Origin of the sequence: Filimonas zeae, from assembly GCF_014641615.1 — a bacterium.
In the GTDB taxonomy this organism is placed as follows: Bacteria; Bacteroidota; Bacteroidia; order Chitinophagales; family Chitinophagaceae; genus Filimonas; species Filimonas zeae.
Genome location: NZ_BMIB01000007.1, coordinates 60,734 through 76,439, shown reverse-complemented (window position 1 = coordinate 76,439; position 15,706 = coordinate 60,734). Strand labels below are relative to the sequence as shown.

At 44.3% G+C, this 15,706-nt stretch carries 11 protein-coding genes; 1 reads left to right on the top strand and 10 read right to left on the bottom strand.

Annotated elements, in window-relative coordinates:
• The first annotated feature begins 23 nt into the window (after window positions 1-23).
• The gene (locus IEY13_RS28405) at window positions 24-782 is read left to right on the top strand and encodes a GLPGLI family protein (RefSeq protein WP_188958948.1); all 759 of its coding nucleotides are present in this window, start codon (window positions 24-26) and stop codon (window positions 780-782) included.
• A gap of 86 nt (window positions 783-868) precedes the next feature.
• Here IEY13_RS28405 and IEY13_RS28400 read toward each other — a convergent pair whose 3' ends face one another.
• The 10 genes from IEY13_RS28400 to IEY13_RS28355 all read right to left on the bottom strand — a co-directional run bounded on the left by IEY13_RS28400 (window position 869) and on the right by IEY13_RS28355 (window position 15,468).
• The gene (locus IEY13_RS28400) at window positions 869-3,673 is read right to left on the bottom strand and encodes a TonB-dependent receptor (protein WP_188958946.1); all 2,805 of its coding nucleotides are present in this window, start codon (window positions 3,671-3,673) and stop codon (window positions 869-871) included.
• Between the two features lie 87 nt (window positions 3,674-3,760).
• Entirely contained in the window at window positions 3,761-5,134 is a 1,374-nt protein-coding gene (gene argH / locus IEY13_RS28395; RefSeq protein WP_188958944.1) for an argininosuccinate lyase, read from the bottom strand.
• 26 nt (window positions 5,135-5,160) lie between these two features.
• Window positions 5,161-6,258: a M20 family metallo-hydrolase gene (locus tag IEY13_RS28390; RefSeq protein ID WP_188958942.1), complete on the bottom strand. Its 1,098-nt coding sequence runs from the start codon at window positions 6,256-6,258 to the stop codon at window positions 5,161-5,163.
• Between the two features lie 5 nt (window positions 6,259-6,263).
• A complete protein-coding gene (gene argB / locus IEY13_RS28385; protein ID WP_188958940.1) occupies window positions 6,264-7,055 on the bottom strand; it encodes an acetylglutamate kinase in 792 nt (263 codons plus the stop codon).
• Window positions 7,055-8,029: a Rossmann-fold NAD(P)-binding domain-containing protein gene (locus IEY13_RS28380; RefSeq protein ID WP_188958938.1), complete on the bottom strand. Its 975-nt coding sequence runs from the start codon at window positions 8,027-8,029 to the stop codon at window positions 7,055-7,057. Before IEY13_RS28380 ends, argB begins: the two co-directional genes overlap by 1 nt.
• Window positions 8,030-8,056: 27 nt before the next feature.
• The gene (locus tag IEY13_RS28375; protein ID WP_188958936.1) at window positions 8,057-9,226 is read right to left on the bottom strand and encodes an aspartate aminotransferase family protein; all 1,170 of its coding nucleotides are present in this window, start codon (window positions 9,224-9,226) and stop codon (window positions 8,057-8,059) included.
• A gap of 40 nt (window positions 9,227-9,266) precedes the next feature.
• Window positions 9,267-10,262 (bottom strand): N-acetyl-gamma-glutamyl-phosphate reductase, encoded by a 996-nt coding sequence (gene argC, locus IEY13_RS28370; protein ID WP_188958934.1) that lies wholly within the window; start codon window positions 10,260-10,262, stop codon window positions 9,267-9,269.
• A gap of 23 nt (window positions 10,263-10,285) precedes the next feature.
• Window positions 10,286-11,482, bottom strand: a complete 1,197-nt coding sequence (gene argG / locus IEY13_RS28365) for an argininosuccinate synthase (RefSeq protein ID WP_188958932.1) — start codon at window positions 11,480-11,482, stop codon at window positions 10,286-10,288.
• Between the two features lie 23 nt (window positions 11,483-11,505).
• Window positions 11,506-12,186 carry a GNAT family N-acetyltransferase gene (locus tag IEY13_RS28360; protein WP_188958930.1) on the bottom strand — a complete coding sequence of 227 codons (681 nt, stop codon included), beginning with the start codon at window positions 12,184-12,186 and terminating at the stop codon, window positions 11,506-11,508.
• A gap of 381 nt (window positions 12,187-12,567) precedes the next feature.
• Window positions 12,568-15,468, bottom strand: coding sequence for an outer membrane beta-barrel family protein (locus IEY13_RS28355; protein WP_188958928.1), 2,901 nt, complete (start codon window positions 15,466-15,468; stop codon window positions 12,568-12,570).
• Window positions 15,469-15,706 lie beyond the last annotated feature (238 nt).

Here is a 15,706-nt window from a genome sequence, read left to right as displayed (position 1 = left end):
CTTTGACTGTATAAATATAAACTATGCGGCAATTAATACTATCAGCCTTTAGCGTAGCAATGGTTTGCACAGCAACGGCTCAGATAAAGGAGGGTACCATTACCTACGAAAAAAAGATGAATTTGCACCGTCGCCTTAAAGACGAGCAGATGAAAGCAATGATACCCGAATTCAGAACCACTAAGCAGGAGCTGCTGTTTGGAGATGGTACCAGCGTTTATAAAGCCGTTAAAGAAGATGAGGCTCCTGATCCGTTTGCAGGTGGTGGTGCACCCGGCGGGCCAGGCGGCGGAGGCCCCCAGCGTATGGGACCACCACCCGGAATGCCAGGCCAGAATAATATTCTGTATATCAACTTTAGCAACCAGAAAATTGTGGAACAGGCCGAATTGGGAGAGCAGAACTACCTTATCATAGACACCGTAAAAACCATGGCGTGGAAGCTTACGGAAGAAACCAAAGTGGTATTGAAATACAACTGTAAAAAAGCTACCCTTACCAATGCACGTGGTCAGAGTATTGTAGCCTGGTATACAGAAGACATCCCTGTTCCTGCGGGGCCCGAAATGTATAACGGTCTTCCTGGTACCATACTGCTGCTGGATGTAAATGAGGGAGACATCAAATTTACCGCACAGGAAGTAAGCAATAAACTGAGTAAAAAAGAACTGAAAGAACCTTCCAAAGGCAAAACAACCAATCGCGCAGAATACAATCAGAAAATGATGAGCATGTTTAACGGCGGGCCGGGCGGACCAAGAGTAATACGCATTGGTCAGTAAAATAGTTTTTTCTCATGTATCGTGTAAAATGGCCGGCTGCAAATTGCAGACCGGCCATTTCTTTTTAAACTTATTACGTACTTCTGTTACATAGGTGGCCCCACCATAATTCTCGCTCCTTTAGTTTGCAAGCCAGACTTATTAAGGCTATAGGTAAACCCAAGCGTAAAATACCGGTTCAACACATTGTATCGCTGATCTACAATAGCACTCTGATTAGCTGTACGGGTAATGCCTATATTCTTATTCAGCAGATCGTATACAGAAAGCTTAACCTCTGCACGCTTGTTCTTCAGAAAGCTTTTAGCTATAGAAGCATTCCACAGTGGAACCTGTGTATTAAAGCCGCTTGTTCTACCGGAATTCAATACATAATTGAACTGGTTGTTTACTACCAGCGACCATGGCAGGTAATTGGTCATCTCTCCTCCGTAGCTCTGTTGCAGGTAATTGGTATTTGCCTGTGGCTGTAAAGAATAAGTTGCTTTGCTGATGCTGAAACGGGAAGAGAGCCGCAGGTCAATAACATCATCTATACTAAAGTTCCAGGATAAATTGGGTCCTATGGCCAGGTTTGAAATCAGGTTCCGCTCATCATTAAGAAAAGCAACGTTACGGTTATACGAGATGCTGCTTCCCACATCAAAGCGGGATTTTAGTTTTTTTACCGTAAATCCATACCCAAAGTTTCCGGTAACCATGTATACACCATCTGCATTCACCGGCCGGCTGCTGCGTGAACCATTTTCTTTCACGCTATCCGCATTTACAATAGCGTCTTTGCTTGCCACCACCATCAGCAACGCCCGTATGTTGGTGCCACTCTCCGGCTTTACCGCAAAATAGTTCATGTTCAGTGTATGGTTATACTGCCGCTTCAAATCAGCATTACCCGAAGATACATTCAACGGATCGCTGATGTCTGCTATGGGCTGCAATTGTGTTACGCTGGGCTGCACAGTAGATGCATAATAATCCAGCTTCAAATTACGGAAGCGGCTGAACAAATATTGAAAAGCTGCATTGGGTAACAGGTCCGTAAAAGTCTGCCGTATTTTTACATCTGCTGTATTATTGGTGGCCTGTAATGCAGCAGTTTGCAAAGAGGTTCCCACTGTAGCATTAAACATTTTTTGATTGGTTCTGAAGTTTAGTCCTCCACCACCATAAGAATACCTGCTGGTAAAATCATTACTTAATAACTCATTATACAAATCGTATTTACCGTTGCCCAGGTTTTGGTCGTATGTAGTTTTATTGCTTTTACCAATACTGATATTACCGAACGAACTTACTTCCAGCAATGAACGCTTGCCTATAGGCTCTGTATAGGTAACGTTTGCTCCATACGTTTGTGTAACAGCATCGCGGCTATTGATCTGGCTAATCACCGAATCTACTGGCATCTGATTTTCATAATAAAACAACATATTTGAATTCAACCTGCCGGAAGACTGGCTGTGATTGTAAGTGTTATTCAGATTACCGGATAAGGTTCTGCCCTTCTTTGCCAGCCGCTTCCGCAACAGAATGTTGTTGGTAATATTCACGGCGTCTGCGTTGTTGATATTTACAGTACTTCCTTCGTTCAGCGCTACCCCTTTGCTGCTTACAGAGTTATAATTACTGGTAGCATTACTGGCTGTTTTTTGCCAGGTAATATTAGGGGTAAACTTTACTGAAAACGAACTGTCTATTTTCTGGTCCAGCGCCAGGTTAATACGATGCTGCGTATTATCACTGGCCGTTTCTGAATTGTCTTTTCTTACATAGCTATTGGTAGGCGCCAGGTTTTGTGTAGTGGATTGGCGGTTGGTAACAAGATGCATATCACTACCTGTATAACTGGTATTGAGGTCTGTTTTCTTGTTCCAGTTATTATTGTAATTAATGCCTCCCGCGTAGGTAGTAGCTACACCCTGTTGATTCTGCCCCATACCGGTAGTAGGCAAGCCCGTTTCACTACTGCTGCCACCTGTAATAACAATACCACCACCATTACGCATACCACGTGCCAATGCGCCGGAAAAGTTCATAGCATCTGCTATAGAAAAGCCCTGCTTGTTGGTATTATTGCCCATAGCAAGCAGCGATATCTGTTCCTCATTGTTGAAGCGGTTTATATTGGCCTGTCCATCATATCGCTCATTCGTTCCGGCGCTGCCGTATATTTTACCAAACAAGGCATTGTTGCGGTCTTTTTTTAGTTTCAGGTTTATGGTTCTGGTGGTGTTGCCATCGTCAATGCCTGTAAACTCACTCCGATCGCTTTTTTTATCAAACAACTGCACTTTATCCACTGCATCGGCAGGCAGGTTTTTAGTAGCCATTTTAGGGTCACCAGTAAAAAACTCCTTTCCGTTCACCAGTATCTTCTGTACCGTTTGCCCGTTTACCTTTATCGTTCCATCCGATTCAACAGTTACACCCGGCATCTTTTTCAGCATGTCTTCCACCACAGCATTCGGATGTGTTTTAAAGTTCTCGGTGTTAAACTCCAGGGTATCGTTGTTCATGGTAACCGGTGGACGCTTTGCCTGTACGGTTACATTTTGTGCCGTTACCAGATCGGTCATATTCACATCCGCTATTACCTGCTCCCCTCCTGCTGCCACCTCTAGCTTTTTCCATACAGGCAGGTACCCCACGTAGGAAGTGGAAAGCAGATAGCTTCCCTTATCAATGTTGGGTAAAGTAAAATAACCGGAAGAATCGGCACGGGCAAAGGTTACCAGCGTAGAATCTTTTTCGTGTACCAGAGAAACGGTAGCATAGGCCATTCCTCTTTGCTGGGTACTGTCAATAATTCTCCCTTTTACAGTAGTTCGTTGTGCGTAGGAAATACAGCAGAAAGCAAGGCTTAAAAGTGTAAGGGTAAAATGCTTACGCATGGGCAAAATATTTTGCCCAAACGTAAGTCCGCTATCTTCTATAACAGGTTAACCAACTTAAGAGAAAGGTTAATCAACGTTAAAGAACTAACCATTCAGCAGGGTTGTCAACGCAGCTTTTGATTCGTCAAAAGCAAAGGAAGACAACACATCATGCATATTGGCGGTAATTTTATGGTTGCAGAGGTTGCCAATGCTTCCCTCATGGGTATGATGTACTTCTGTGCTATAAGTAAACTGTCCCGCTTCTATATCCAGTCCTACCTTTTTATAGGCATCTCTGAACGGTAAGCCTTCCAGTACCAGTTTGTTCACCTCTTCCACACTAAACAGGTATTTGTATTTTTCATCCTGCAGAATATCCTTCTTCACTTCCATGTTCGACAGCATCAATCCCGCCATCTCCATGCAGGAACGAATGGTAGTAAATGCCGGAAACAGATGCTCTTTTAACAGCTGCAAATCTCTGTGATAACCTGACGGCAAATTAGTGGTCATCATCATGATCTCATTAGGCAACGCTTTAATACGATTGCAGTAAGAACGGATCAGTTCAAACACATCCGGATTCTTCTTATGCGGCATAATGCTGGAGCCGGTGGTCAACTGCGGTGGAAAGCTGATAAAGCCAAAGTTCTGATTTAAAAACAGGCAGGCATCCATAGAAAGCCTGGACAGTGTTTCTGCCAGGTTGGCCAGTGCCATGGCCACATTCCTTTCTGCTTTGCCGCGTCCCATCTGGGCGTATACCACATTATAGTTTAAATCACCAAAGCCCAGCAGTTGTGTGGTAAGCGTACGGTTAATCGGAAAAGAGGAACCGTACCCTGCTGCAGAACCCAGCGGATTCTTGTTCACTATATCATAAGCCGCTTTCAGCGATATGGCATCATCTACCAGGCTTTCTGCATAAGCGCCCAGCCATAAACCGAAAGAGGAAGGCATTGCCAGTTGCAGGTGCGTATAGCCCGGTAGTAAACATTCTCTGAACTCTTCGCTTTTAGCTATCAGTAACTCAAATAAAGATTGTACTGCATGTACTGTCTGTTCCAGCTCAGCACGTAAAAACAGTTTTACATCTACCAGTACCTGATCGTTACGGCTGCGGGCAGAATGTATTTTCTTACCAATATCGCCCAGCTTCTGCGTCAGTAAAAATTCAACCTGAGAGTGTACATCTTCCACATCATCCTGAATAACAAAAGCAGGGTCATTTACACCCGCTGCTTTTTCAGGTAAAGAAGGATGCTGTTGAATGGTAGCATAAATATGTTGTAACTCTTTGGCCAGTATAGCAGCTTCTTCATTGGTAAGCAGGCCCACAGTAGCCAGCATTCTGGCGTGCGCTATGTTACCCAATACATCAAAAGGAGCCAGTAACAGATCAAACTCACGGTCTCTGCCCACCGTAAAAAGTTCCACCTCTTTTAAAGAATCTATATTTTTCTGCCAGAGTTTCATGTGTTCAGTTTTAAATTCCAATAATATCAGGCCTTCACCACCACTTTGCTTAACAGCTGTATATAATGCTCTATTCCATTTGCAATTTCTTCCAGATAAATAAATTCGTCTGCCGTATGGCTGCGGGCACTATCGCCGGGGCCACACTTTAAGGCCGGAAAAGGCATCAGTGCTTTATCAGAAGAAGTGGGTGAGCCATATACTGATTTGCCCAGAGCAATACCTGCTTCCACAATAGGGTGTGTAGGCTCTATACGCGTAGCACGCATGCGCATGCTGCGCGGCTTTACCTCACTTTGTACATGCTTTTGTATTATCTCCAGCACCTGCTCGTGAGAGTAGGCATCTGTAACACGTACATCTACTACAAAAGAGCATTGTGCAGGCACCACGTTGTGCGCCCTGTTCTCTGTGTTAATTACAGTTACACTCATTTTAACGGGCCCCAGCCATTCCGATGCTTTGGGAAAACGGTAGGTGCTGATCCATTCAATATCCTTCATCGCTTTATAAACAGCGTTCTCTCCCTCCTCTCTTGCAGCATGGCCCGCCTTTCCGTGTGCAAGGCCATCCAGCACCATCAACCCTTTTTCGGCTATAGCCAGGTTTAACAAGGTAGGCTCACCTACAATAGCAAAAGCGGGTTGCTTATGCTGTAAAGCAGCAACCAGTCCTTCCGCTTTCAGTAAGGCTTCAATACCGTTGGCACCAGAAATTTCCTCTTCGGCAGAGGCACCTATAATAACGTTATACAGCAGCCCCTGCTGATTGTAGAAGTAAAGAAAAGCTGCCAGCAGCGAAACCAGGCATCCTCCGGCATCATTACTTCCCAGCCCATACAGTTTACCATCTTCAATAGCAGGTGTAAATGGATCTTTGGTGTACTGAGGGTTAGGTTTTACCGTGTCGTGATGTGAGTTTAGCAACACCACAGGCTTGCCGGGATCAAAGTATTTGTTTAAGGCCCAGACGTTGTTTAAGTGACGATGTGTTTCAACACCCTTGCTTTGTAAAAATCGTTCAATAATGGCAGCAGTCTTGTCTTCTTCTTTCGAAAAAGAAGGCGTGGCAATCAGCTCCTGTAGCAATTGCAACGCCTCTTTGTATAAATACGTCGTTTCCATCTACATCAGTTGGTAATAAGCGTTCCCTGTGTTTCGGGTGTGGTATTCTGTAGCAGATCATTGGCATCTCCTATCAAAACTTCCTTCACTCCGGCATCTATAGCAGCGAATGCGTTATCAATTTTAGGCAGAATGCCCGCGAAAAGTTTGCCTTCACTCAACAGCTGCGCATACTTCTCTTTGGTAATAAGGCGTATTACAGAATCCTCATCTTCCACATTCTCCAGCACACCTTTCTTCTCAAAGCAATACACCAGGCGCACATCATAAAATGCAGATAAGGCAACTGCTATAGAAGAAGCAATGGTATCTGCATTGGTATTCAGAATATGGCCTTCGGAATCGTGCGTTAAAGGCGCAAACACTGGTATAATTCCGTTGTCCAGAAAAAGACGGCAGTTGTTTACCGGAATACGCGAAGCATCCACATCACCCACCCAGCCAAAATCTACCTCTTTCACGGGACGTTTTACGGCAGGAATGAGGTTAGCATCTGCACCGGTAAGGCCTATAGCATTACAGCCTTTAGCCTGCAACTGCGCAATGATTTTTTTATTTACCAGCCCACCATATACCATGGTTACAATATCAATGGTGGCGTCATCGGTAATACGTCTGCCATTTACGTAGTTAGAAGCTACCCCCAGCTGATCGCCTATTTTGGTAGCAATTTTACCACCGCCATGAATCAGTATTTTTTTACCGGGAATAGAGGCAAAGGCAGAAAGAAAAGCGGAAAGGTTTTGCTCGTTGTCAATAACGTTTCCGCCTATTTTAATTACAAATACCTTATCCATTATACGCTTTTCAGAATTTCAGCAATTACAGCCTGTGCCGCCCAAACACGGTTAGACGCTTGTTTGGTAACAATACTGTTAGGTCCGTCCAGCACCTCATCACTTAACTCCACATTTCTTCTTACCGGCAGGCAGTGCATTACTTTGGCCTGGTTAGTCAGCTTCAGCTTTTCCGCAGTCAGCATCCATCCCGGGTCGTTCTCATACACTTTACCGTAGTCCGTATACGTACTCCAGTTTTTCACATATACAAAGTCAGCGCCTTTTAATGCTTCATCCTGGTTCTGGGTAACAGTAGCACCCTGGGTAAACTGGGTAGCCAGTTCGTAATCTTCCGGATGGGTAATTACAAAATCAGCTTCGCCCCAGGCGTTAATCCATTGTGCAAAGCTGTTGGCCACACATTGGGGCAGCGGCTTTACATGAGGCGCCCAGGTAAGTACAATCTTAGGCTTTGCATTGGCAGCTTTAAACGCTGCGTTCTCTTTCAAAGTCTCCTGAATGGTAATAATATCCGTAAGACTCTGGAGCGGATGCAGTGTAGCGCTTTCCAGACTGATTACGGGAACACCACAGTATTTAATAAACTGAGAAATGTATAACTCGCTGTAGTCATCTTCGCGGTTCTTTAAGCCAGGAAAGGTTCTTATACAGAGTATATCGAAATAGCTGCCCAGAATAGGGGCAGCATCTTTAATATGTTCAACGGTATTACCGCTCATAATAGCGCCCTCTTCAAACTCCAGCGCCCAGCCTTCCTTATCCACGTTAAACACAATGGCTTCCATACCCAGATTCGCTGCTGCTACCTGCGTACTTAAACGTGTGCGTAAACTCGGATTTAAAAATAACAGACCTATACGCTTATCTGCGCCCAGTTTTCTGTCTTTAAAAGGATCAGCTTTATACATCAGCGCATTGGCAGCCAGTGCATTGATGTCTTTTACATCATGAACAGATATGAAGTTTCTCAATGTAGGAGTGGTTTAATGTGTGTAATATTATTCTGCTGTTTCGGGTGCCGTCACAGCCGCTTTTAACGCGTTGATTTCTTCCTGTAATAATTCCAGAAACTCATCAACCTGTTTGCGGGCAATTGCCAGCGAAGGCAATAAGCGAATGATATTGGGTTTTGCTTCACCGGTAAATACCTGGTGCTTGTACAACAGATTTTTCTTCAGGTCTTTTATTTCCTCCGGCACTTCAAAACCAATCATTAAACCACGGCCACGTACATTTTCAATTCCTTTAACCGCTTTTAACCGGTTGGTCAGGTACATACCACGTTGTCTGGCCTGTTCAATTAGTCCTTCCTGGTCAATTACTTCCAGTACAGCCAACGCCGCCGCACAAGCCAGCTGATTGCCACCAAAAGTGGTACCCAGCATACCATGTTTAGACTTGATTTGTGGTGCTATTAAAATACCACCGATAGGGAAGCCGTTACCCATACCCTTAGCCATGGTATAGATATCTGCGTTTACACCGGCATAATCGTGAGAAAAGAATTTACCGCTGCGGCCATAACCACACTGCACCGAGTCGGCAATATACACTGCATTGTACTCATCACACAGCGAACGGATTTTTTGTAAAAAGCTGTCGCTGGCAATGTTAATACCACCAACACCCTGTATACCTTCTACTATTACAGAAGAAATTTCGCTACCGTTCTTTTTAAAGCAGGCTTCCAGTGCGGCTTCATCGTTATAAGGCAGGAAAATTACATTCTCCGTTTCGTTGATAGGGGCAACGATAGATGGGTTGTCTGTAACAGCTACCGCCAGTGAAGTGCGACCGTGGAACGACTTTTTAAAAGCCACCACTTTCTTTTTACCGTTATGGAAAGAAGCCAGTTTCAAAGCATTCTCATTGGCTTCTGCACCTGAGTTACAAAGGAATAACTGATAATCTTCTTTACCACTTACCTTACCCAGTTTCTCAGCCAGCTCCTGCTGAATAGGCAGGTGTACTGAGTTGGAATAGAAAGCAATCTTATTCAGCTGCTCTTCAATTCGCGACACCCAATGCGGATGTGTATGTCCAATGGAAATCACCGCGTGACCACCATACATGTCTAAATACTGTACGCCGTTTTCGTCCCATACATAAGATCCGTTTGCTTTTACGATGGTAACGTCATTAACCGGATAAACGTCAAATAGTTTCATACCTATCCACTAACGGGATTTAAATTGTGAATAAAAAGGCTTAGAAATAGTTGGCTTTCAGTTTAAGGCCCGCCGTTTCTTCCACCCCGAATACTAAATTCATGTTCTGCACAGCTTGTCCGCTTGCACCTTTCAACAGGTTGTCAATAGCAGCGTGTACTACTATCTTATTACCTTGTTTTTCTACATGTATCAGGCACTTATTGGTGTTCACCACCTGCTTCAGATCAATCATACTGTCGCTGTAATGGGTGAACGCGGCATCTGCATAAAAAGAGGTATACAGTTTCTTTACCTCTTCTACCGGCAGTCCGCAATCCAATGTGGAACTCACATAAATCCCCCTGGTGAAATCACCACGCCAGGGAACGAAATGCACACCGTTTTCCGTTCCTGCAGTAGCAGGAAAATCGTCCTGCAACTGATGCAGACTCTGGTGTATTTCTTTAATATGCTGATGTTGTAAAGACTTGTATGCTTGTATATTATTGGCTCTCCAGCTAAAATGCGAAGTGCTGCTTAAGCCCTGACCAGCACCGGTTGAACCGGTAATGCCGGTAGTATAAATATCTCCCAGTAAACCAGCTTTAGCAAGCGGCAACAGCCCCAGCTGAATAGCGGTAGCAAAACAGCCCGGATTGGCAATATTGCCTGCTTTCTGAATCGCAGCTTTGTTCAGCTCGGGAAGGCCATATACAAATTCACGACCGCCAATAGCAGCCGTGGCTTTTAAACGAAAATCCTGCGACAGATCAATAATGGTTACATTTTCATCTATCGTATTTGCTTCCAGAAACTTTCTGGCATCACCATGGCCTACACATAAAAACAGTACATCAATAGCGTTGCTTAACTGGCCGGTAAAAACCAGATCCGTATCTCCGGTTAAGTCTGCATGTACCTTGCTCACTGGATTACCTGCATTGCTGGAGCTGTGTACAAACACAATCTCCACCTGTGGGTGATTGATTAATATTCTCAATAACTCCCCGCCTGTATATCCTGCACCGCCTACGATTCCTGCTTTTATTGCCATTGCCTGTGAATTATATATGGTGATTACTGTTCGTTGCTGTCTTTTACCATGTGGAACATAGCAGTCTGGTTGCCAAAGATTTTCGTAAAGCCACGAACATCTTCACCCGTCCAGCCATTGTTCATTTCTCCGTACTTGCCAAACTTGCTGTTCATCAGGTCGTACTTAGATTCAATACCTATTACCTGGAAGTAGTAAGGCTGTAACTGTACAAATACATCGCCGGTAACATTGGCCTGTGAGCTTTGTAAAAATGCTTCTATATCACGCATTACGGGGTCCAGAATCTGCCCTTCGTGCATCCAGTTTCCGTAGAAGTTGGCAATATTATCTTTCCAGCTCAGCTGCCATTTGGTTAATACATGCTTTTCCAGTGCGTGGTGTGCTTTCAATATTACCATAGGTGCAGCTGCTTCAAAACCTACGCGGCCTTTAATACCAATAATGGTATCACCAACGTGAATATCACGGCCAACACCATAAGCGCCGGCTATAGTTTGTAAGTATTGTATTGCTTCTGAAGGGTGTGCAAACGTTTTGTCGTTTACCGCAGTCAGTTCGCCTTTTTCAAAATGAAGCTTCACTTCTTCTGCTCCGCTTTTGGTTACCTGTGTAGGCCATGCTTCTTCAGGCAATAAACCCTTGGAAGATAGAGTTTCACGACCACCAACGCTGGTACCCCACAGGCCTTTGTTAATAGAGTAGGCTGCTTTTTCAAAGTTCATCTCTACTCCTTTGCCTTTCAGGTATTCAATCTCTGCTTCACGGCTCAGTTTCAGGTCGCGGATAGGAGTAATAATTTCCACACCGGGAAGTACAATGTTAAACACCATATCAAAACGCACCTGATCGTTACCGGCACCGGTACTGCCATGTGCAACTGCATCTGCTTTCAGGGCTTTTGCATGCTCTGCTATATGTAAAGCCTGTACCAGACGCTCAGCACTTACGCTTAAAGGGTAAGTGTTGTTCTTTAATACGTTACCAAATACCAGGTACTTGATCATTTTATCGTAATACCCTTTCACCGCATCAACAGTAGTATGGGTTTTAACACCCAGTTTATAAGCGTGCGCTTCTATTTTCTTCAACTCTTCTTCACTAAAACCACCTGTATTTACAATTACGCTATGTATTTCATAACCTTTGTCTTCACCCAGGTGTTTTACGCAAAAGGTTGTATCTAGCCCACCGCTAAAACCAAGAACTACTTTTTTCATCTCCGATGTAATGGTTTACTGATTTAGAAATTAAAGAACGCATGAAAGAGTGACTTTTTGGTGCCGGACTTCTTTCTGAAAAGAAACTGCTTAAAGCGCATTAAACGCTCGTACACTTTGCTCTTCTTTTCAAAATAGTCTTTGGTTTCCTTAGGTTCGTAGTGATCTTTAGGATCGTATAACATGGCAGTACACATGCAGTTTTTCCTGCCTTTGCTCATTAAGATATCGTAATTGACGCAACTTTTACAACCTGCCCAGAATACTTCATCATCTGTTAACTCAGAATAGGTAACAGGCTCATATCCCAGTTCGCTGTTTATTTTCATTACAGCCAAACCAGTAGTAAGACCGAATATTTTAGACTCGGGATATTTTTCCCTCGACAGGTCAAATATTCTCTTCTTAATACGCTTTGCTACACCTGTTTTGCGGTATTCCGGTGAAACAATCAATCCACTGTTAGCTACAAACTTACCATGGCTCCATTCTTCAATGTAGCAAAAGCCTACCCAGTCTCCGCCTTTGGTAAGGGCAATCACTCCCTTTCCTTCCAGCATTTTCATAGCAACATAATCGGGTGAGCGCTTGGCAATACCTGTACCACGCGCTTTGGCAGATGATTCCATTTCATCAGTAATGGTTGATGCCAGGTGAACGTCGCCACTATTGGCTACACGAACTATAATATCTTGATGTTCCACTTTCCTTAATTAAGAAATACGCTAAAACAAATACTTATATGTGGGAGGTTAAGCAAAAACAGTGCAAAGGGATGCCTGGTATTGCCTAAGGAAAAATGTTCCCCAACATGTTGGGAGACAGAAGTAGGAGGAGAAATATCAAATCCGGGGTCGTCGCATTAAATACAGGAAGTTCATGTTACCCAAAAGGTTAACATCCCCCATCAGAGAAGGATGGAAAGCCGATAAGCTACTATGGGTTGTGTATTGTTTCAACTTCAGTTCTGTATGAAATGATGATCCAAATGTTTTGAAGATGTAAAATTAAGAATGTTTGGAAAACCTGTGGATATTTTTTTATGAAAAAAAGGTTAAGCCCCCTTCCGGGGGCTTATCAGTTCGTTAAAATCCGCCACGCCCACCTCTTCCGCCGCCATAACCACCACCGCGGCCGCCATCAAATCCCCGGCCGCCACCATCTGGCCTGCCCTCTCCACGCCGGAAAGAAGGCATTTTGCCGTCTCCAAACTTGCGCAGGTTGTACGTAAAGGTTAACATCACGTAACGGGTCAGCACTTTGTTCTGAACGTCTTGTATGTAGTTTTGCGTAATATTCCGGGTAATACTTACGTTCTGGTTTAACAGATCGTATACCGAAAGGCGTATTTCGCCGGATTTGTTCTTGAAAATCTGTTTAGCTACATACATCGTCAGCAACGGCACACTGGTATTATAACCCGCGCCACGGCCATAGTATTTATAGTCGAAATCGGCAGAAGCCATCCAGCCACTATTTGTATAGTACGTGAATTCGGTTGAGAGCGACTCAGAGAAATAGTTACCATTCTGAGATTGATTCACTGTATAACGTGCAATGTTATAAGTAGAGTTTGAGGTAAAGTTTACATCAAAGTTCTTTTGCAGGTTGGTGGTCCAGCGGATTACACCTCCCAAAGCATAGTTCCGTGTATAGTTCTTGATAGAACCGCCTTTTCTGTCGTTTTGCAGGTTCACCGTCTGGTTCTGACTTAAGTTACTTCCGAAGTTAAGATTGGACTTAGGTGTTTTCAGCGGAAGGCCATAGTTGAACGATAGTGACATATTATAGTTACCATTCAGGTTAACAGGTCTGGTAATGGTAGCACCCGAAGGGGTGTTATCGGGAACACCAGCCGGCTTTTCAACACCGTCCAGCACGGTAATAACCGAATTGGTAATGTTGTTGGTAGTAAACTGTGCATTAAACGTAAGAAAAACGTTGCGCATAGTCGTCTGACTGAATGAGTTAAACATCAACCGGAAAGAGTGGTTGAACGCCTGCTTCAATCCGGGGTTACCCTGTTTAATGTTCAGCGGGTCAGAGTTATCCGTTACATCCTGCAACTGGGTTACCGATGGGGCATTGGTACGGCCATCGTAGTTAAAGCGCAGGTTCTTTTGCCGGGCAATACTATAGTTAAGGCTTGCAGTGGGGTACATGTTGGTAAACCGCTGTTTCAGATCAGTATTTCTTGTACGGTTGATGCTGGACAATTCGGAAAACTGCACGCCCGTACCCACACTTGCGGTTACTTTGGGAAATTGAACCCGGTAACTGATAGTGGCGCGGTTAGAAGTGTTTCTGCTTTCAAAGTAGTTGGTGAGCGTAGTGTCCAGTACATTATAATTATGCGTAGCTGAATCATAATTAAACGTCTGCCTGTCAGAGGTGTTCATGTTGGTAGAATAGTTGTAATCCAACGCAATCATGCTATGCTCCGACAAAGGTTCGGTGTACGATACAGTTCCGCTGAAGCTTTTGCTGTGTACATTGTTGAAATTGCGCTGATTAACAGTATCCACCGTAAAGTCTGTTCCGTTAGCCAGGTAAGATTGGTTTACGGAATAGTTATTTCCTTCACCGTCGTTGGAATTATAACTACCATTCAATCCCAGCGATATAGTACGGCCTTTTTTCTTAAAGCGGTGCTGGTAGTTCAGATCCAGGTTTGCAGCGTATCCGCTGTTCTCTGACTCTGACATAGTGGTACCATTACTCACTTTAATGCCCTGGTTTTTAACAATTCCCGTAGTACGGTTACTGCTGTTTGTGCTTTTCTGATAAGACAGCCCGGGGCGGATAATAAACTGATTATTGGTATCCGGCCTGCTTTCAATATTATAGTTAAACCGGTGGTTATAGTTATTGTTTCTGGCAATCAGCACCTGATTGTTATCGGTGGTGGTATCTGAGGTTACGAAAGTTTGTGTTCTGCTTATCTGGTCGCGGTTGGTATTCTGGCCATTGTAAAAATAGCTGCCGTAGCCTTCTGTTTTAGAGCTCCAGGGAGAACGGTAGTTCAAACCAGCAGTATAGTTGGTAGTCAGCCCCGAACTTCCACCTCCGAAGTTACCACCACCTCCTCCGCCACCACCGCCACGGCGCATACCACCGCCGCCGCCTCCACCACCACGGCCACCACCGCCAGCTCCACCCAATACGTCCTGAGCCGAAAAGCCCTGTTTGTTTACATTGTTGCTGGAAGCTACTACCGACAGGTTCTCATTGTCGTTAAAGCGGTTCATGTTTACACCCAGTTCGTACAAATCTTTGTTGCCAATTCCCGCGGCAGCCTTACCAAAATATCCTTTGTTCTTGTTTTTCTTGATAACAATGTTGATGGTTTTTACCCGGTTACCATCATCAAAACCGGTAAAAGCACTCTGATCGCTCTGCGCGTCAAAAATCTGAATTTTGTCAATTACATCCGGCGGCAGGTTTTTAGTAGCCATCAGCGGGTCATCACCAAAAAAGCGCTTACCGTTCACCAATACTCTCGTAACCTGTTCACCCTGCGCTTTAATGGTACCATCCTTGTCCACTTCAACACCCGGCAGCTTTTTCAGCAGGTCTTCCGCCACAGCGTTAGGCTTGGTTTTAAAACTACCGGCGTTAAACTCTACGGTATCTTTTTTAATGGCAATAGGTGGTGTGGATTTAATTACAACACCTTCCAGCACATTGGCTTCCTGCTGCATGTATAACGAGCCAAAGTCTACACCCGGCTTATCCGCAGTAAGCGACACCGGCCTGTAAAAGTTGTCGTAACTCTGAAAACTGATATGCAACAGATAACTGCCCTGCGATACTTTGTCGAAAGAAAAGGTTCCGTTGTCCTGAGAAAGCACGTAAGCCACAATGGACGAATCTGCTTTGTTAAGTAAGCTAACGGTAGCGCCCTTTAAGGGCTCTTTGGAAGTACTATCTGCCAGGCGCCCCTTTATGGAGCCATTGGGTACGGCAGTCTGTGCTGCTACAGACATGCAGAAACAAATGAGCATTGTTGCCAGGGAGATAGGGACAAGCAGACTCTTTTTCATAGAAGGGTTCTGATGATTCAATGAATTTATAGATTGATTGATCCGGGGGTTAAGCGCAAAAGTATTCCGTAGCAACGAGGATACACGTTTATATCGGTAATCACGGTACACGGATAGGTAATACGAAAACCCTAGTAGATGCTTTAACAATATTTAACATCTGCACATCCAAAGGGTTTGC

What these genes read in the sequence shown, in the direction of transcription:
- IEY13_RS28405 (WP_188958948.1), top strand. Translation starts at nt 24, where the DNA reads ATGCGGCAATTAATACTATCAGCCTTTAGCGTAGCAATGGTTTGCACA.
- argC (WP_188958934.1), bottom strand. Translation starts at nt 10,262, where the DNA reads ATGGCAATAAAAGCAGGAATCGTAGGCGGTGCAGGATATACAGGCGGG.
- argH (WP_188958944.1), bottom strand. Translation starts at nt 5,134, where the DNA reads ATGAAACTCTGGCAGAAAAATATAGATTCTTTAAAAGAGGTGGAACTT.
- argG (WP_188958932.1), bottom strand. Translation starts at nt 11,482, where the DNA reads ATGAAAAAAGTAGTTCTTGGTTTTAGCGGTGGGCTAGATACAACCTTT.
- IEY13_RS28355 (WP_188958928.1), bottom strand. Translation starts at nt 15,468, where the DNA reads ATGTCTGTAGCAGCACAGACTGCCGTACCCAATGGCTCCATAAAGGGG.
- IEY13_RS28400 (WP_188958946.1), bottom strand. Translation starts at nt 3,673, where the DNA reads ATGCGTAAGCATTTTACCCTTACACTTTTAAGCCTTGCTTTCTGCTGT.
- IEY13_RS28375 (WP_188958936.1), bottom strand. Translation starts at nt 9,226, where the DNA reads ATGAAACTATTTGACGTTTATCCGGTTAATGACGTTACCATCGTAAAA.
- IEY13_RS28390 (WP_188958942.1), bottom strand. Translation starts at nt 6,258, where the DNA reads ATGGAAACGACGTATTTATACAAAGAGGCGTTGCAATTGCTACAGGAG.
- argB (WP_188958940.1), bottom strand. Translation starts at nt 7,055, where the DNA reads ATGGATAAGGTATTTGTAATTAAAATAGGCGGAAACGTTATTGACAAC.